The sequence below is a fragment of the Borborobacter arsenicus genome (genome assembly GCF_003934165.1).
Classification (GTDB): domain Bacteria; phylum Pseudomonadota; class Alphaproteobacteria; order Rhizobiales; family Rhizobiaceae; genus Pseudaminobacter; species Pseudaminobacter arsenicus.
Genome location: NZ_ML133511.1, coordinates 116,761 through 134,606, shown reverse-complemented (window position 1 = coordinate 134,606; position 17,846 = coordinate 116,761). Strand labels below are relative to the sequence as shown.

Here is a 17,846-nt window from a genome sequence, read left to right as displayed (position 1 = left end):
AGGAAGGGTGCCAGCCTTGCGGACGGCGCTTCCTCTCCCCCGTCGAACGGGGGAGAGGTGGTTTGCAAAGCAAACCGGAGTGGGGGTCGAATTCCACATGCATTTCCTGCCGTTTACGGAGGGGAGTATAAGGCCGTTTTCGCCAGGACCGGACCGGCCTAGAAATCCGCGCCGACCGCACCGGGCTTGGCGTCTATCCTGACCTTGTCGGGATAGAAGGCGCCGTGACCTCGAATGGCGAGCATTTCGTCGTAAGGAGCCTCATAGGCCCACATCACGTCGTTCAAGGCTTCACCCGACGCACTGACGCGCCAATAGGTGGCGTCGCCCTTGTAAGGGCAGTGGGTGTGCGTGTCGGTCCGGGTAAGAAACTCGAAATAAATGTCCTCGAACGGGATGTAATAGACCGGGGGATAGATCGCCTCGCGCAGGACCTTGGCGTTGTCCGACGAGGCGACGATGGCGTCGGAAAAAGTCACGACCACCGTGCCGTCAAACGGCTCGACGGTGATGCGGTGGGAAGGGTTGCGCTGAAATCCGGGGGCGGGATTGAGGGCGGTTTCCATCGCTGTGCTCCTTTGGCGCGCCTGGCGTCCAATCGACGCTCAAGGACGTGAGCATCGGACCGAAACCGTTTTTGGTTCGATCCGACACGATCGCTGAACAACACCCCAGCCTGTCGTTCGTTCCCTCAGGGCATCCGAGTGATTGGACGTGCGCTTCAGGCGGTGCGCAAGCCCTCCTTGGAGACCCAGGCCTCGGCCTCGTTCAGGCCTTTTTCGAAACGGTCGAAGAGCTCGTTCAATTCGTCTTCCCTGATGATCATGGGCGGGCAGATGGCGATGGTGTCGCCGATGGCGCGAAGGACCGCGCCGTTGTTCTCGATTAGCTTGGCCGTCTGGGGGCCTACGCCCTGCTTGGGGTCGAAGGGGCGCCTGGTCTTCTTGTCTGCGACAAGTTCGGCGCCGCCCACGAAGCCGCAATAGCGAGCCTCGCCAACCAGAGGATGCTCGGCAAGCCGTTTCATGCGGCTCTCGAAGAGCGGCATCAGCTTGCGGACATGGCCGATAATGTCGCGCTTCTGGTAGATTTCGATGGCTTTCACGCCGAGCGCACAGCCGAGCGGGTGACCGCCATAGGTGAAGCCATGGCCGAAAGTGCCGAGTTGGGCGCTGTGGTCGACATAGGACTGGTAAATGTCCTCCGGCACCATCACGGCGCCAAGCGGCGCATAGGCGGAAGTGAGTTGCTTGGCGGTCGATATGGTCTTGGGCTTCATATTGAGGGTCTGCGAGCCCCACCAATTGCCGGTACGGCCAAAGCCGGTAATGACCTCGTCGGAAATCAGGATGATGTCGTGCTCGTCCAGCACCGCCTGGATCGCCTCGAAATAGCCCTTGGGCGGAACGATGACGCCGCCGGCACCCATGACCGGCTCGGCGATCATCGCCGCGATCGTGTCCGGGCCTTCCCGCTCGATCAACTCGCGCAGCGATTTCGCCATGCGGGCGGTGAATTCGGCCTCGCTCTCGCCCTCGGCCCCGAAACGGTAGAAATGCGGGCAATCGGTGTGCAGCACTCGATCGACGGGCAGATCCCAGCCATTATGGTTGCCGGGCAGGCCGGTAAGCGAGGCGGACATGACGGTGACGCCGTGATAGGCCTTGATGCGCGAGATGATCTTCTTCTTGTTAGGCCGGCCGCGCGCATTGTTCATGTACCAGGCGAGCTTGACCTGGGTGTCGTTGGCTTCGGAGCCCGATGAGGTGAAGAACACCTTCGAGATCGGCACCGGTGCGATCTCCTTCAGCTTCTCGGCCAGTTCGATTGCCGGCTCGATGCTTTTGGCGCTGAAGATATGATAATAGGGCAGGGTGCGCAGCTGCTCCGTCGCTGCCTCGATCATCTCCTCGTCGCCGAAGCCGAGACCGGCGCACCATAGGCCTGACATGCCCTCAATATAGCCGCGCCCTTGCGTGTCGAAGACGTGAACGCCTTCGCCGCGCTGCATGATGAGCGTGCCTGTGCTCTTCAGCTTGTGGAGAGGCGTGTAAGGATGGATGAGGGATTCGACGTCACGGGTCTGGAGGTTGGTGAGCGGTGGCTGGTCGAGCATGCGAAACTCCGAAAATCAGAAATTTCGGCGAGCCTAGCCGTTTAGCCGCCAAGGTGCAAAACTCTTCGGCGCTTGGGACAAACTGGACATGGACGTGGCCCAGAGTTGGCACCGGATAGCGTCCTGCACTCCTGCAAGCGGGTTATCGCGTAGGGCGTGATCGACCCCCACTCCGGTTTGCTTTGCAAACCACCTCTCCCCCGCTCGACGGGGGGAGAGGAAATGCCGTCCGCAACGCTGGCGCTCTTCCTCTCCCCTTTTGAGGGGGAGAGGTGGCGAGCGAAGCGAGGCGGAGTGGAGGTCGGTCGCGCCATATGCGATTGCCCTGCCCTCAAAAGGGATGATCGACAATGATTTAGTCAGGCGGCGGTGCCGAAAGCGTCGGCAAGCCCCGCATAGGCCGCGGCGATGCCCGCGATCGGGCTTGTGCTCTTGGCAGCCGTCTCGACGCGAAGCCTGCCACCGGAAATCGGCATGGTCAGCACAAGGAACTGGCGGGTTTCGCCTTCTCCCACAAAGGCTGCCGCCGCAAGGTGCGGCTCTTCCGACTGTTCCACCCGCATCTTGAACAATAGCGTGCCGCCGACCGCGTCGAGGGCGCCTCGCACGACCTCCTCGAAGTCGCTGTCTTCTATGGGAGCGCCCTTTTCGGCAAGCTCCACGGCATTTTCGGATACGGTGTTTGCGATGCTTTCTTCGCCAGCCTGCTGGTCCATGCGAAACCTCATCGGTATTTCGCCAATCGCACCCCCACCATAATCAGGATCGGCAGCGAGAATGGCCGGATTGTGGCGGTGACCGCCGTTGTGATCAGTTCCAACAGCCCGGCGCCAAGAAGGTTCCATTCCACGTTGTTGACGGCCTGCTACCATAGATTAAGAGCTGCAAGATTGCTGGACAATTCGCCTATTCGTTCCACAATGGCCAAAACAAGAATGGGCCAGAACAGGAATGGGAGGATACCGATGCTTGGATTGATGCAGGAATGGCCGCTGCTGTGCCACAAGATACTTGATCACGCAGGTATCCAGCACCCGCATCGGGAAATCGTCTCACGATCGATAGAAGGGCCGATCGTCCGCACCACCTTTTCCAAGGTCAGGACACGTTCGCTTGCGCTTGCCCAGCGGCTGGAGCGTGAAGGTTATGGCGTTGGCGATCGCATCGCCACCCTTGCCTGGAACACCGCGCGCCATATGGAGGTATGGTACGGCATCATGGGCATGGGCGGGGTCTACCACACGCTTAACCCGAGGCTGTTTCCAGAGCAGATCGTCTGGATCATGAACCATGCGCAGGACAAGGCACTGTTCGTCGACCTGACATTCCTGCCGCTGGTGGAAAAGATTGCGCCTTCCGTGCCGACGCTGCGACAGGTGATAGTGCTGACCGACCAGGCCCATATGCCGCAAACCACGCTTGCGAATGCGATTGCCTATGAGGAGTGGTTGGCAGAAGCCGACGGCGATTTCGAGTGGAAGGAACTCGATGAAAATGCCGCCGCCGGCATGTGCTACACCTCCGGCACGACGGGCGACCCGAAGGGCGTGGTCTACAGCCACCGCTCCAACGTGCTGCATGCGATGATGGCCTGCATGCCCGATGCGATGGGGATATCCTCGCGCGACGTCGTGCTTCCGGTCGTACCGATGTTCCATGCCAATGCCTGGGGCCTGGCCCAGAGCGGGCCGATGATCGGAGCCAAGATGGTGATGCCCGGTGGACGCATGGACGGACCGGCGATCTACGAGCTTCTGGATACGGAGAAGGTGACCTTCACCGCCGCCGTGCCGACGGTCTGGCTGATGCTGCTGCAGCATCTGGAGGAGACCGGAAAGAAACTGCCCTATCTGAGGAAGGTCGTGATTGGCGGCTCCGCCTGCCCACGCGCCATGACCAGGAAGTTCGAGCAGAATTACGATGTCGAGGTCGTTCATGCCTGGGGCATGACGGAAATGTCGCCATTGGGATCGCTCTGCTCGATCAAGCCCGACTATTCCGGACTGGAAGGCGATGCGCTGCTGGACCTGAAGGAAAAACAGGGCCATGCGCCCTTCGGCGTCGAGATGAAGGTGACGGACGACAATGGCCGGGCACAGCCTTGGGACGGCAAGACCTTCGGCCGCCTCAAGGTGCGCGGCCCGGCCGTGGCCGGCTCCTATTATGGTGGGGCGGGTTCCGAGCAGTTCGATGCCGAAGGCTGGTTCGACACCGGCGATGTCGCCCATATCGACGCTCATGGCTACATGCAGGTGACCGACCGCGCCAAGGACGTGATCAAGTCCGGCGGCGAATGGATCTCCACCATCGCGCTGGAAAACCTGGCGGTGGGACACCCCGATGTAGCCGAAGCGGCGGTGATCGGCATTCGCCACGCCAAATGGGATGAACGGCCCTTGCTGATCGTGGTGCGCAAGCCGGGCAAGGAGGTCGCCGGCGCTGACCTGCTGCAGTTCATGGCAGGAAAGGTCGCCAAATGGTGGCTGCCGGACGATGTCGCCTTTGTCGATGCGATTCCCCACACGGCTACCGGCAAGATCCAGAAGACGCGGCTGCGAGAACAGTTCCGCGATTACCGCCTGCCGACGGAATAAGGCCTTCAACGCTCGCGCCAAATTCTAGGTCGCCGTGCGTCCTGGCGGACGTATATTGGCGATCTATCACTTTGTTTGAGCATCGGGTTTTCCGAAAACCGGATTCCACTTTGCGGCCCGATGCTCTATTGAGGCGCTTTGGACGCAATGGAGCTGAAGCGCCACGACGATGAGGGCATATCTGGAACGGCGAACCTCGCGCGCTGCCGGCTGGTGCCGGCGGGCCGCCGTCTTTTCGGCGGTGCTGTTCGTGACGGCCGGGCTGTGTCACCGCTACGGCCTGCTGGAAACCCCGGCCTTTCTGTGGGTGCTGGTCATTGTCGCGGCATTGGCGATTGCCGCACTCCTTCTTGCCGCCGTCTCGTTCAGGAAGGTCTGGAACGATGGCGATCGCGGCGGCGGCGACCTGACGCTCGGCATAGTGATTGCGCTGCTGGTGTTGGTGCCATTCCTGATCTCGGCCTATCGCGGCGCCGTCAATCCGGAACTGCACGACGTGTCGACCGATCTTGACGATCCGCCGGCGCTGGCGGTGGCGGCGCGCATGCGCACTCCCGACATGAACCCGCTTGTGCCGGCGACGCCGGAGCAGCGCAAGCTGCAGGCGCAGAAGTTTCCGCAGGTGACCGGGCGTCGCTATGAATTGGCCTTCGACCGGACTTTCGATGCCGTGATGGCGCTGATGGAGCGCAGGGGCTGGAAGCCGATCGGCCCTTGGCTAGAGGCTGGCGGGCAGAGCGAGATCACTATCGACACGGTTGCCTACACCACCATCCTGGCATTTCCGGTCGACGTCGCTATCCGGCTGATCAATGAGGGCGACACGACCTATGTCGATATGCGTTCGGCATCGCGCTACGGTCGCCATGATTTGGGCGACAACGCCGCCCGTATCGTCGATTTCCTGGCCGAACTCGACACGGAAGTTGCAGCCCAGGCGGGTGCCGTGCCGGCTGAGGAGGCGCCTGAGGAATAGAGCGGGATGAGGAAAACTGTGCAGAGGTTTTCCGCCCGCCGGATGGTGAATGGTCAGGCTGGCGCGAAATGGCCGTCGATCGAGATGTCCGGTTCGGCAACGACCTGACCGCGCCCGACAAGATCCTCAAGATGCGCCAGCACCGATAGCGCGGCCGCACCGTGCAGGCGCGGATCGGTGTCGCGGTAGATCGCGGCGACGAGTTCGGCAATCGTCCGGTCGCCGGACTTCAGCCGCTCCACTATGGCGCGCTCGCGCATCTTGCGATGGGCCTTGAGGCCGCGCATGAAGGCGCCGGGCTTCTTCACCGGGCCGCCATGGCCTGGCAGCAACAGCCTGTCCTCGCGCTCCAAGAGCCGGTCGAGCGAGGTCATATAGTCCGACATGGCGCCATCGGGCGGGGCGACGATCGAGGTGGCCCAGGCCATGACATGATCGGCCGAAAACAGGATGCCGGTGCCTTCCAGCCCAAAGGCGGCGTGATTGGCCGCGTGGCCGGGCGTAAGAACGGTGCTGATTTCCCAGCCGTCGCCGGCGACGACATCGCCATTGCCGAGTTTCAGATCGGGGCTGAAATCCATGTCGGCGGCGGCGTCGAGCGGATTGATTTCGCCGATCCGCAAGGGGCGGGCCGAACGGTGCGGTCCTTCGGCGGCGACGATTGCCCCGGTCGCGTGCGCCAGCCTTGCTGCCAGCGGGGAGTGGTCGCGATGGGTATGGCTGACGAAAATATGGCTGACCGGGCGGCCGGCAATGGCACGAATCAGGGCATCGAAATGAGCGTCGTCCTCGGGTCCGGGATCGATGACGGCAAGCGTGTCGCGGCCGACGATATAGCTGTTGGTGCCGTGGAAGGTGAAGGCGCTCGGGTTGTTCACCGTCAGCCGCAGCACGCCATCGGCAAGCTTGACCGCCTCGCCATAGGCCGGTTCGAATTTGGTGTCGAAGTCCATGGCCATTCCCAAATCGTCAAAGCTTGTTGCCGGATCGTTAAAATGGTTTGCCGCTTAGCACGTCAGCGAATATACGGGAACCCGACCGGTATTCGACCGGCTGGCTCTCAACCGGAACGGGGAGAAACATGACGAATTCCACGATCGCGCGCCCATTGGTCTCGCTGGCCTTGCCTGAAAGCCGCGGCGCACGCATTGCCACCCAGATATTCCTTGCCGTGGCAGGCTCTATGCTGCTGGCGGTTTCGGCCCGCATGAAAGTGGTTCTCGGCCCGGTCGACATGTCGCTGCAGACGCTGGTGGTCTTCCTGATCGCGATCGCCTATGGCAGGAAACTTGCCGTTGCGACGCTGCTTCTCTATCTGGCGCAGGGCGCGATGGGGCTTCCCGTCTTCCAGAGCACGCCTGAAAAGGGCATCGGCCTTGCCTATATGCTCGGCTCGACCGGCGGCTATCTTGCCGGCTTCGTCGTCATGGCCGCCATTGTCGGCTGGGCGGCCGATCGCGGCTGGGACCGCAGCCCGGTCAAGCTGTTCGGCGCCGTACTGACCGCCGAGGTGGTGATGATGGCGATGGGCTTTGCCTGGCTGGCCACGCTGATCGGCGTGGAGAAGTCCTGGCAGTTCGGCGTCGTGCCGTTCATCGTGCCGGACCTGATCAAGGTGGCGCTCGCCTCCACCCTGGCCCCGGCGATCTGGGCGCTGCTGCCCAAGCACCGCTGATCCAGCAACAAAAGTTTAGAGCGGTTCGGATGAGACCTGAACCGCTCTAAACAAGGGTTTCGTCGGTATTGTCCAGATATTGGGTCAATGCGCAGACGAGATGATAGAAGATGCTGGCGGGAACATCGGTTGCCAGCGACCTTCCGCGCTCATCGATCTGGTCGATCCACAGCCCGAGTGGGGCGGGATCGATATGCCAGCGAAAGAGCCTTCCCACCCGCGCTTCAATCTCCGGTTTCAGGTCGGGGCCGCTGGCACCGTCCAGCGCAATCGCCGCTTTAATAGCCTCGGTCTGAGGCCAGCTTCGCGACACGCGGTCAAGCGGCATGCCCTGCCGCGACACGGCGCCATAGGCGAGGCCGGTCGCGCGGTTGAGGCCATTGGCGATGGCTGATGCGTAGAGTTTTCGCGCATAGCCGGTCAGGTCCTTCTGGCCGCTCTTTTCAGCAAAATCGATGAGCAGCGAGGCCCATTCGAAATGATGGCCGGGCTCCGTCCAACTGCCCTTTTCGCCCGGCGCGGGTTTCCAGTCATCGTCGAAATATTCGCCCAGTGTCCAGCTCTCGGGGTCGAAGAAATGGCTGCGGAACAGGTCGATGATGCGCGCCGCACGCCGCAGATGGCTGCGGTCGCCGGTGGCGGTGTGCCAGGCGAGGAAGGCTTCCAGGAGATGCATATGCGGATTGGTGCGCCGCAGGCCCTCGCCGGTTGAGGTTTCCAGAAAGCCGGTCAGCCGCTGGTCTTCCAGATGAGCGTCGAGGAAGGCGAGCGTCTGTTGCCCCAGCTTCAGGGCTTGCGGGTTGCCCGACATATGCGCATGCGCCAGCGCCAGAAGCACACAGGCATGGTCATAGGCATCCTCGACCGGATCGGCGATACTGCCATCGACATTCAGCGCGCGAACCCAGCCGCCGCGTTTGGTTCGCCCCTTGCCGGCCATGAAATCGAGCCCATGCGAGATCAGCCGATCGGCAGGGCCATCCCAGCCGCGCGCCTTGGCGACCGCAAAGGCGTAGACCTGGCGGGCCATTGTGCGCATGCGTTTGGGCTTCATCAGCGGTACGCCGTCAAAGCCCAGTGATTCATAGAAGCCGCCATGCTGTTCATCGACGCCGCTTGTCGACCATAAGGGCAGCGTCTCCTCGAACAGCCAATGGCGCACCCGCTGCCGCCAGGCGCCGCTGACCAGCACACGGTCATGCGAGGGCGTGAATTTCGTCTCGAGCCGGCCGCTCTTTTCGAGCTGCTCGACGATGCGCTTCACATTCTGGCTGTGGCTGACCGGGGCAACGAAGGTCGCATCCAGGGTCGAGACGATGGCGATGTCACGAAGGCCGATGGCCGAAAGCAGGCGGCCTTCGCTGCGGATATAGGAGTTTTCGCAATCGATGGCGACGACATCGCCGACGATGACATTACCATCCATGTCGGAGGGGCTGACATCGAGCAGCGATTGCCATGAGCCGAGATCGTTCCAGCGGAAGGTGGCCGGAACCATCGCTATGCGCTCGGCCCGCTCCATGATGGCATAGTCGACCGATATGGACGGGATCGCCTCATAGAGATCGAACGGCATGTAGAGGCCGGACAGGTCGCTGGTCGCCGCCGCGAATGCACGCTCCGCCGTTTGCCAGATTTCGGGTTGGAATTGCAGGAAAGCGTCGCGCATGGCGCTCGCCTGGAACAGGAAAATGCCGGTGTTCCAGAAGAAATTGCCCGCTTCCAGATAGGCGCGGGCAGTGTCGAGGTCGGGCTTTTCGACAAAGCGCGTGACATTGCGGACGGATTTTCCATTGCCCGAGACCTCGATATAGCCATAGCCGGTTTCGGGCTGGTTCGGCTTGATGCCGAAGACGACGAGGCGGCCGTCTTTCGCTGCCGGCACGCCTTGCTCGATCGTACGCCAGAACTGCTCGTCAGTGGAGATTTCGTGGTCCGAGGGAACCACGAGCACGATGCCGTCGCCATAGGAGGAGAGCGTGCGCAGGGTGGCGATCGCAACGGCGGCGGCGGTGTTGCGGCCGTTCGGCTCAAAGATCGCGCCGCCACCGGCAAGGTCGATTGCCGCGATATCGGCATTGACGCGGCTGGCATGCCGCTCGGACGCAATCAGGAAGACCGGCGTCTGGCCGTGCGGCCGCGCCTTGAGCCGGCGCAACGTCTTGACCAGCATCGAGCCGTCACCCGAAAGGTCATGGAACTGCTTGGGGTTATCCTCGCGTGATAATGGCCACAGGCGGGAGCCGACACCGCCACTCATCACGAAACTGACTATCCGCTCTGCCATGCCCTGCTCGCCGCTTACGTCAAAATGTTTGGTTGTAGGCGCCGACCTGCGGGTTTTTCCTCAGCACCGCATCGACAGCATTGAACATTTCGCGCCGCCGATCCGCCGAGATCGGACTTTCCGCGACGACGACGATTTCAGGCTTGTTGGAGGATGCCCGCACCAGCCCCCAGGTGCCGTCTTCAGCCACTACGCGGACGCCGTTGACGGTGATGAGATCGGTGATCTTCTGGCCGGCAAAAAGCTCGCCACGCTCTTTCATGGCGTGAAAATCGGCAACCACCTTGTCGACCACCCCATATTTGACCTCGTCGTCGCAATGCGGCGACATGGTGGGTGTGCCGAAAGTGACCGGCAATTCGCGATAGAGATCGGCCATCGACTTGCCTCGATTGCGGTCGAGCATTTCACAAATCGCGATGGCCGTCACCAGACCGTCGTCATAGCCGCGCCCGATCGGCGGATTGAAGAAGAAGTGGCCGGATTTCTCGAAGCCGGCGATGGCGCCGAGTTCGGTGACCCGCCGCTTGATATAGGAATGGCCGGTCTTCCAGTAATCAGTGCGGGCACCGTTCCTTCGCAGCACCTCGTCGGTTTGGAACAGGCCGGTCGATTTCACATCGGCGACGAAGACGCTGTTCGGGTACACGGTGGAAATGTCGCGCGCCAGCATGACGCCGACCTTGTCGGCGAAGATCTCGTTGCCCTCATTGTCGACCACGCCGCAGCGGTCGCCGTCACCGTCGAAGCCGAGCCCGACATCGGCGCCGGTTTCCAGCACCTTGTCGCGGATGGCATGCAGCATCTGCATGTCTTCCGGGTTGGGATTGTAGCGTGGGAAGGTGTGGTCGAGTTCGGTGTCGAGTGGGATGACCTCGCAGCCGATCGCTTCCAGCGCCTGCGGGGCAAAGGCGCCGGCGGTGCCATTGCCGCAGGCAGCCACCACTTTCAGCTTGCGTCCGATCGCCTTGCCGGGCACCAAATCGGCCAGATAGACCTCGCGGAAACCCTCGATGAATTCGTAGGAGCCGCCGCCGGCAAGGTCGAAATCGCCCTCCAGAACGATGCGCTTCAGAGCGCTCATTTCCTCCGGCCCGAAGGTGAGGGGGCGTGCGGCACCCATTTTCACGCCGGTCCAGCCATTCTCGTTGTGAGAGGCGGTGACCATGGCGACCGATGGCGTGTCCAGCGCGAATTGCGCGAAATAAGCCATCGGCGATAGTGCAAGGCCGACATCCTTGACGCGAGCCCCGGCAGCCATCAGTCCGGAGGTGAGAGCCAATTTGATCGCCATCGAATAGCTGCGGAAATCATGCCCGGTGACGATGTCGGGGCCGATGCCAAGCCGGCGGATCAGCGTGCCGAGGCCCATGCCTAGCGCCTGCACGCCGACAAGATTGAGTTCCGGTTCCTTCGGCGATCCGGGATGGCCGAACCACCAGCGGGCGTCATATTCGCGAAAGCCCGTGGGCTTGATGAGGGCACTGGTCTCGAAGGCGAAGGTGTTGGGCTTGGCAGCGCCAACGGGCTTATGGGTCACGGGCAGCGGCTCCAGATCACGGACTCGGATTTTAACAATAGCAGCAACGGCTTACCGTCACATTAAGCCTTGCAGCCATGGTCTCGCACGCCAGCGAAACCAAAAGGTTTAACGGACTTCGCCAAAAAGCGAAGTTTGCCGTGATGCAGCCTCCATTGACGCTTGCGGTATTTTTTAGCGCCAGCTATAAGCGCCCCGTCTGGTCACGGAGTGTAGCGCAGTCTGGTAGCGCACGTCGTTCGGGACGACGGGGTCGCAGGTTCAAATCCTGCCACTCCGACCAGTAAAATCAAATATCTCCAGAGTATTTTGGATCGCGGTCGTGATTGCGACGATGCGTTCACCACGCTTGATTTCGCTTGCTGGGGTGGCGTTTCGTCGCGAATACTTTAAATGTTAGATAAAATTCCTAAATGATATATGTAACATGGAGTGCATATATCAACGATGGAAGTACGTAGAGAAAAAGCTGAAAACAGACATGTTCGCGCCGACAGGATTGCGCGCGAATATATTGAACGCGAGCGGCGCGAGCGGGAGAAAAAGACTGCTCATTTGCGCGCCCTGCGCCTGAGCATGGAAAATCAGACCAACTAGCCGCCGATAAAAGCAGCCATTGCTTTACCGATTGCAATTCGACGCAAGGCGCGGACATCGCATCGGCCGATTCCGCGCCGCGTCGTCTCCACCGACTGGACAGCAACTGGCGCATCGACTCAACCGTCGCTATGCTGAGGCATGATGCGAAAGCTGAACCTACCCTGCCTGGCTGCACTGTTCTCAACGGCATTCATTGCCGCAGCCTCGGCTGAGGAGGCATTGCCGGGGTTTGAACAGCCCGAACCGATTGTCAAACAACTGCCACCCGAGCCCGACGACGAGGCCGCAAATAGCGGTACGTTCAAGGTCGGGGATTTCGACGTCCGGGTTTCGGGCAGCGTGACAGTCGATATCGGCGTCGGCCCGGTCAAGCCGCCGCGACGTTGAGGCTGCCGGTCGATCAGGCGACGCGAAACCTCGTGACGTCGATCGCTGCCGCCATCAGGGTCTGGGTGTAAACTTCGCGCGGATTGTCGAAAATCTCTTCGGTCGGGCCTTCCTCGACGATCTTTCCCTGTTTCATGACGATGATGTAGTCCGCCATAGCGCGCACGACCGCGAGATCGTGGCTGATGAACAGGTAGGACAGTTCGTGATCTGCCTGAAGCTTGCGCAGCAGGTCCACGATCTGTTTCTGCACGGAGCGATCAAGCGCCGAGGTGGGCTCATCCAGCACGACGACCTTGGGCTTGAGGATCATGGCGCGGGCAATGGCGATGCGTTGCCTCTGGCCGCCGGAAAACTCATGCGCGTAGCGGTTGCGCATGGCCGGGTCGAGCCCGACCTCGTTTAGCGCTTCGACCGCACGGCGGTCGCGCTCCTTGGCCGACAGGCCCGGCTCATGGACCAGCAGCCCCTCGGTTATGACCTGGCCGATGGTCATGCGCGGCGACAGCGAGCCGAACGGGTCCTGGAATACCAGTTGCATTTCGCGCCTGAGCGGCCGCATCTGCTCGCGGTCCGCCTTTGAGATGTCGTGCGTGTCGAAGCGGATGGCGCCCTCGCTGGGCAGCAGCCTCAGCAGCGCGCGGCCGAGTGTCGATTTTCCGGACCCGGATTCGCCGACAATGCCGATGGTCTGGCCCTTGCGCAGGGCAAGGGAGATGCAATCGACCGCCCGCAGCAACAGCGGAGGGCCGGCAAGCAAACCGCCGCCGATCCTGAACACCACTTCGACATTGCGCCCATCGAGCAGGATCGGGGCGGTGTCGGGTGGCGGCGCCTTGCGGCCGGTCGGCTCCGCCGCCAAAAGCATTTTGGTATAGGCCTCCTTGGGAGCCGAAAAGAGCGCTTCGGTGGAGCCTTCCTCGACGATTTCGCCGTAGCGCATGACATAGACCCGGTCGGCAAAGCGCCGGACGATGCCCAGATCATGGGTGATGAAGACGATGGCCATGCCGAGCGTTCGCTGCAATTCGGCGAGCAGTTCGAGGATCTGCGCCTGGACGGTTACGTCGAGCGCGGTCGTGGGCTCGTCGGCTATCAATATGTCGGGATTATTGGCGAGCGCCATGGCGATCATCACGCGCTGGCGCTGGCCGCCGGACATTTCATAAGGATAGGAGCGCATGCGCCGCTCCGGGTCGGGGATTTTTACCAGCTCGAGCAGGCGCAGCGCTTCCTTGCGCGCCTCGGCGGCCGAAAGACGACGATGCCGCCTGATCGGCTCCATCAGCTGGTTGCCGATGGTGTAGAGCGGGTCCAGCGAGGTCATCGGCTCCTGGAAGATCATAGTGATCTTGCGGCCGCGAACGGCATTGAGCTCGGATTTGGTGAGCGCAAGCAGGTTGCGCCCGCGATAATCGACGCTGCCGGTCGCCTCGCCATTGGAGGCAAGCAGCTTCATCGCCGCCATCATGGTCTGGCTCTTGCCGGAACCGGATTCGCCGACGATGGCGACGGTTTCGCCGGCATTGACGTGAAGGTTGATGCCCTTCACGGCATGAACCTCGCCATCCAGCGTGCGGAAACGGACATGGAGGTCCTTGACGGATAGGATCGGCTCGGCGGGTTTTTCCATGTCAGCGATCCTTCGGGTCGAGCGCGTCACGCAGGCCATCGCCGACGAAATTCAGCGCAAACAGCGTGGAGACGAGGAAGAAGGCCGGGAAGAATAGCAACCAGTTGGCGGTGCCGATATTCTTGGCGCCCGTCGAAATCAGCACGCCCCAACTCGTCATCGGCTCCTGGACGCCGAGCCCCAGGAAGGACAGGAAGCTTTCCAGGATGATGACCTGCGGCACGAGCAGGGTCATATAGATGACCACCACCCCGAGCAGATTGGGGATGATGTGCCGTTGCAGAATGCCGCGCCGCGGCACGCCGAGCGCTTCGGCCGCCTGCACATATTCCTGCCGGCGGAGCGACAGGGCCTGGCCGCGCACGATGCGCGCCATGTCCAGCCACAGCACCGCGCCGACGGCGATGAACATCAGCACGAAGTTGCGCCCGAAAAACACCACCAGCATGATGACGAAGAAGATGAAGGGCAGCGAATAGAGCACGTCGACGATGCGCATCATGACCTCGTCGGTCTTGCCGCCGATGAAGCCGGAGGTCGCCCCGTAGATGACGCCGATGGCAACCGCGACCACGCCGGCCAGAAGGCCGATGGCCAGCGATATGCGCCCGGCCATGAGCGTTCGTGACAGCAGGTCGCGGCCGGTATTGTCGGTGCCGAAGAAGAAATATTTCTGCTTGACCGCCGCGCTCATCACCATTGTCAGGCCGTCGTCGGATCGGCTTTCGATCCTGGCGTCGTCGAATGTGTCGGAACGGTCGAGATAGCGCGTGTTGCGCTCGTCAATCTCCCTGGAAGACTTAACGGTCACGAAGACGCGGTCGTCCTCCTGGTGCCATTCCTGGGTGTCGACACGCATGCGCCTGACCGCATCGTGAAGGGCAGTCTCGATCATGTCGGCCTGCGGATAGGCCGACAGGCTGGGTGGCGTGCGCACATAATCGGCATAGATGGTGGTGTATTGGTGCGGCACGAAAAACGGGCCGACAATGCAGATGATGGCCATGAACACCAGATAGAACAGGCTGAACATGGCCGCCTTGTTCGACTTCAGGCGTGCCCAGGCATCGCCCCAGAACGAACGGCCGGTGACCGGCGCGGTGGCTGCGATATCAGTCATAGCGCACCCGCGGATCGGCAAAGGCGTAGAGGATGTCCACGATGAGATTGAACAGGATGGTGAAGATGGCGATCACCACCACCGTGCCCATGACCAGCGTATAGTCGCGGTTGAGTGCTGCATCGACAAAGTAGCGCCCGACGCCAGGAATGGCGAAAATAGTTTCCACGATGATCGAGCCCGTCAGCAGGGCGGCAGCGGCCGGACCGGCATAGGAGATGATCGGCAGCATGGCGCCGCGCAGCGCATGCTTGACCACAACCGACCAGCCGGAAAGGCCAAGTGCGCGCGCCGTTCGGATATGATGGGAGCGCAGGGATTCGATCATCGAGCCGCGCATCAGCCGCGCCACTATGGCGATCTGCGGCAAAGCGAGCGTGAGCACCGGGCCGATCTTGTTGAGGAATGCACCGTCGTTCCAGCCGCCGATGGGCAGGAGGTGCCATGTCAGTCCGAACAGAAGCTGGATCACCGGGGCGATGACGAAGGTTGGGATGGTGCTGCCGGCGGTGGCGGTGGCGATGACCGCATAGTCGCCGATCCTGTTCTGGTTGAGGGCAGCGATGATGCCGAGTGTGCTGCCGACGAGGACTGCCAGGATGAGTGCGGCGGCTCCGATCTGGATCGAGATCGGCAGGCCCTTCGCAAACAGTTCGCCGACGGTGAAATCGGGCAGGTTGTAGCTGGGGCCGAAATTGCCGTGAAGCAGGTTCTTCAGATAGTTGAAATATTGCAGCCAGAGCGGATCGTTGAGGCCGAATTGAGCTTCAAGATTGGCGCGGATTTCGGGGCTGAGGCCTCGCTCCTGATTGAAAGGCCCTCCCGGCGCGACCCGGATGAGGAAAAAGGCGAGGGTGACGATGACGAATAGCGTCGGGATGGCAGTCAGCAGACGCCTGATGACATAGAGCAGCATTGGAAGGCCCCGCTTCGCTGGAGCATCGGACGCGAAGACATGACTTCGGGCGATCGATGCTCGAACAAGGAGTAGAGCGGCGGCACTCCTGAGTCAGAACGCGCCGCTCTGGAAATTCAACGGATCAAGCAGCCGAAGAGACTTCGGCTGCGTGATCGGTGAACCTCGCCGCTCTCCCCAAGGGGAGGCGGCGGTGATGCGAGGCGCTATTCCTTGCTGATGAACCGCGAGGGATGGATATCCATCACATTCGGCACAAAGCCCGTCAGCTTGGGCGAAATGAGGTTCTTGTAGCTGTAGTAGAGCAGCGGGAGGTTGGGGACGTCGTCGACCAGCACGCGCTCGGCTTGCGACAGATATTTCAGGCGTTCTTCCGGCTTGCCGCCGGCCGCTGCCGCCTTATCCATCAGCTCCTCGAATTTCGGGCTGTTGTAGTTGGCATAGTTGTTGCCGCTTGCCTTGCGCGAAATGCCGAGGAAGCTTTCCGGATCCTTGTAGTCGGCGATCCAGCCGGCGCGGGCGACGTCGAAATCGCCCTTCTGTTCCAGAAGCCCGTAATGGGTCTTCGTATCGGTGTTGATCAGGGTGACTTCCACACCGAGAGGCTTCAGCTGTTCCTGGATGGCGACGGCGGTGTTCTTGTGGTTTTCCGACGTGTTGTAGCGGATTTCCATCTTCAGCGGCTTGTCGGGACCGTAGCCGAGTTTTTCCAGGATCGCCTTGGCCTCGTCCTCGCGGTCGATCTGCGACTTTTCGGCGAAGGAGGCCATCGCCGACTCATAGCCCTCGATGCCCGGAGGCACCATCGAATAGCCGGGGATCATCGAGTTCTGCCAGACCTTCTCGGCTAGGAAGTCGCGGTCGATGGCCATGGAGATGGCGTTGCGCAATTCGACATTGTCCCAAGGCGCCTTGTCGGTCTTGATCGCGTAGTAATAGGTGCCGAGATAAGGTCCGATGCGAAGCTGGTCGCCGAACTTGGCCTTCAGGTCGGCCATCTGCTCGGTGGGGATGTCGTCATTGCTGTCGAGTTCGCCGGCCTCGAAACGCTTGATCGCGGTCGAACGATCCTCGGTCGGGAAATAATTGACGACGTCGATCTTCACATTGGCGGCGTCGTGGAACTTGGGGTTCTTGACCAGCTTGATGTGATCGTTGGGGATGAATTCGGCGAGCGTGTATGCGCCATTGGAAACCAGATTTCCCGGCTTGATCCAGTCGTCGCCGAGCTTCTCGATCGCCGCCTTGTTAACCGGATAGGTCGACTGGTGGGTCAGCATTTCCAGGAAATAGGGCGTGGGGGATTTCAGCGTGACTTCGAAGGTCAGGTCGTCCACCGCCTTGACGCCAAGCTCCTCCGGCTTTGCCTTGCCGGTGTTCACTTCCTCGCCGTTCTTCACCACATAGAGCATGGAGGCATATTCCGCGCCGGTAGCCGGGTCCTCAAGCCGGCGGAAGGCGTAGACGAAGTCCTCGGCCGTCACGGGGCTGCCGTCCGACCAGGTCGCGCCGCTGCGCAGCTTGAAGGTATAGACGGTGCCGTCGTCTGAGACCGTCCAGCTTTCGGCGGCGCCGGGGATCATTTCGGCATTCTGGTCCTGCATGACCAGGCCCTCAAACAGGTCGCGCAGGATATGGGCTTCATAGACCGTGGATGTCTTATGCGGGTCCAGTGATTCAGGGTCGGCCGAATTGCCGCGATTGTAGACGGTTTCGGCAAGCGATGGGGCGATGAACGCCCCTCCTGCCACGGACAGGCTTACGGCGAACACGGTCGCCTTCAGCAGATTTTTCAACATTTTCTCTCTCCCGAGTGCCGCGCTTAGACAGCAGCGACAAGTGCTTCGAACGCCCCGAAACCGTGACAAACCGGGTTCGATGAGCGAGCCAACGGTCGTTCCACCGCCGTTCTGCCGCTGACAGTAGCGAGGGTGATTTTCGATTTCAACAGGACTGCCGTTGACCCTACGACAGGCCCGCAGAGCGCCAGAAGACAGGCCTA

General features: G+C 61.4%; 15 protein-coding genes and 1 tRNA gene. 6 read left to right on the top strand and 10 right to left on the bottom strand.

The genetic code is table 11. The features are described from left to right. Nucleotides 1-158: 158 nt before the first annotated feature. The 3 genes from EET67_RS05465 to EET67_RS05455 form a co-directional block, all read right to left on the bottom strand. Nucleotides 159-566, bottom strand: coding sequence for a DUF427 domain-containing protein (locus tag EET67_RS05465; protein WP_128625212.1), 408 nt, complete (start codon nucleotides 564-566; stop codon nucleotides 159-161). 155 nt (nucleotides 567-721) lie between these two features. Next, nucleotides 722-2,116, bottom strand: a complete 1,395-nt coding sequence (locus EET67_RS05460; protein WP_128625211.1) for an aminotransferase — start codon at nucleotides 2,114-2,116, stop codon at nucleotides 722-724. A gap of 359 nt (nucleotides 2,117-2,475) precedes the next feature. Next, nucleotides 2,476-2,832, bottom strand: coding sequence for a hypothetical protein (locus EET67_RS05455; RefSeq protein ID WP_128625210.1), 357 nt, complete (start codon nucleotides 2,830-2,832; stop codon nucleotides 2,476-2,478). 249 nt (nucleotides 2,833-3,081) lie between these two features. Between EET67_RS05455 and EET67_RS05450 the strand changes: the two genes are divergently transcribed. After that, on the top strand, nucleotides 3,082-4,710 hold the full coding sequence (locus EET67_RS05450; protein ID WP_128625209.1) for a long-chain-fatty-acid--CoA ligase: 1,629 nt from the start codon (nucleotides 3,082-3,084) through the stop codon (nucleotides 4,708-4,710). A 169-nt stretch (nucleotides 4,711-4,879) separates the two neighbouring features. Then, nucleotides 4,880-5,686: a DUF1499 domain-containing protein gene (locus tag EET67_RS05445; RefSeq protein WP_128625208.1), complete on the top strand. Its 807-nt coding sequence runs from the start codon at nucleotides 4,880-4,882 to the stop codon at nucleotides 5,684-5,686. Between the two features lie 53 nt (nucleotides 5,687-5,739). Here the strand turns inward: EET67_RS05445 and EET67_RS05440 are convergent, their stop codons facing one another. Further along, nucleotides 5,740-6,645: an MBL fold metallo-hydrolase gene (locus EET67_RS05440; RefSeq protein ID WP_128625207.1), complete on the bottom strand. Its 906-nt coding sequence runs from the start codon at nucleotides 6,643-6,645 to the stop codon at nucleotides 5,740-5,742. Between the two features lie 122 nt (nucleotides 6,646-6,767). Between EET67_RS05440 and EET67_RS05435 the strand changes: the two genes are divergently transcribed. Continuing rightward, nucleotides 6,768-7,361, top strand: coding sequence for a biotin transporter BioY (locus EET67_RS05435; protein WP_128625206.1), 594 nt, complete (start codon nucleotides 6,768-6,770; stop codon nucleotides 7,359-7,361). Between the two features lie 46 nt (nucleotides 7,362-7,407). Here the strand turns inward: EET67_RS05435 and EET67_RS05430 are convergent, their stop codons facing one another. Both EET67_RS05430 and EET67_RS05425 read right to left on the bottom strand, forming a co-directional pair. Continuing rightward, nucleotides 7,408-9,648, bottom strand: coding sequence for an AGE family epimerase/isomerase (locus tag EET67_RS05430; RefSeq protein ID WP_128625205.1), 2,241 nt, complete (start codon nucleotides 9,646-9,648; stop codon nucleotides 7,408-7,410). A gap of 19 nt (nucleotides 9,649-9,667) precedes the next feature. Beyond that, a complete protein-coding gene (locus tag EET67_RS05425; protein ID WP_128625204.1) occupies nucleotides 9,668-11,188 on the bottom strand; it encodes a phosphomannomutase/phosphoglucomutase in 1,521 nt (506 codons plus the stop codon). Nucleotides 11,189-11,394: 206 nt separating this feature from the next. On the opposite strand from EET67_RS05425, the gene EET67_RS05420 reads away from it, so the two are divergent. The 3 genes from EET67_RS05420 to EET67_RS05415 all read left to right on the top strand — a co-directional run bounded on the left by EET67_RS05420 (nucleotide 11,395) and on the right by EET67_RS05415 (nucleotide 12,175). Continuing rightward, nucleotides 11,395-11,471: transfer RNA gene (locus EET67_RS05420), tRNA-Pro, on the top strand. Nucleotides 11,472-11,635: 164 nt separating this feature from the next. Beyond that, nucleotides 11,636-11,785, top strand: coding sequence for a hypothetical protein (locus EET67_RS25555; RefSeq protein WP_165899792.1), 150 nt, complete (start codon nucleotides 11,636-11,638; stop codon nucleotides 11,783-11,785). 144 nt (nucleotides 11,786-11,929) lie between these two features. Beyond that, nucleotides 11,930-12,175, top strand: a complete 246-nt coding sequence (locus EET67_RS05415; protein ID WP_128625203.1) for a hypothetical protein — start codon at nucleotides 11,930-11,932, stop codon at nucleotides 12,173-12,175. 13 nt (nucleotides 12,176-12,188) lie between these two features. Here EET67_RS05415 and EET67_RS05410 read toward each other — a convergent pair whose 3' ends face one another. The 4 genes from EET67_RS05410 to EET67_RS05395 all read right to left on the bottom strand — a co-directional run bounded on the left by EET67_RS05410 (nucleotide 12,189) and on the right by EET67_RS05395 (nucleotide 17,643). Further along, entirely contained in the window at nucleotides 12,189-13,808 is a 1,620-nt protein-coding gene (locus EET67_RS05410; protein ID WP_128625202.1) for an ABC transporter ATP-binding protein, read from the bottom strand. A 1-nt stretch (nucleotide 13,809) separates the two neighbouring features. Continuing rightward, nucleotides 13,810-14,928, bottom strand: a complete 1,119-nt coding sequence (locus EET67_RS05405) for an ABC transporter permease (protein WP_128625201.1) — start codon at nucleotides 14,926-14,928, stop codon at nucleotides 13,810-13,812. Next, nucleotides 14,921-15,844 (bottom strand): oligopeptide ABC transporter permease OppB, encoded by a 924-nt coding sequence (oppB, locus tag EET67_RS05400; RefSeq protein ID WP_128625200.1) that lies wholly within the window; start codon nucleotides 15,842-15,844, stop codon nucleotides 14,921-14,923. The genes EET67_RS05405 and oppB overlap by 8 nt, the downstream gene beginning before the upstream one ends. A gap of 206 nt (nucleotides 15,845-16,050) precedes the next feature. Further along, nucleotides 16,051-17,643 (bottom strand): peptide ABC transporter substrate-binding protein, encoded by a 1,593-nt coding sequence (locus EET67_RS05395; RefSeq protein ID WP_128625199.1) that lies wholly within the window; start codon nucleotides 17,641-17,643, stop codon nucleotides 16,051-16,053. Nucleotides 17,644-17,846 lie beyond the last annotated feature (203 nt).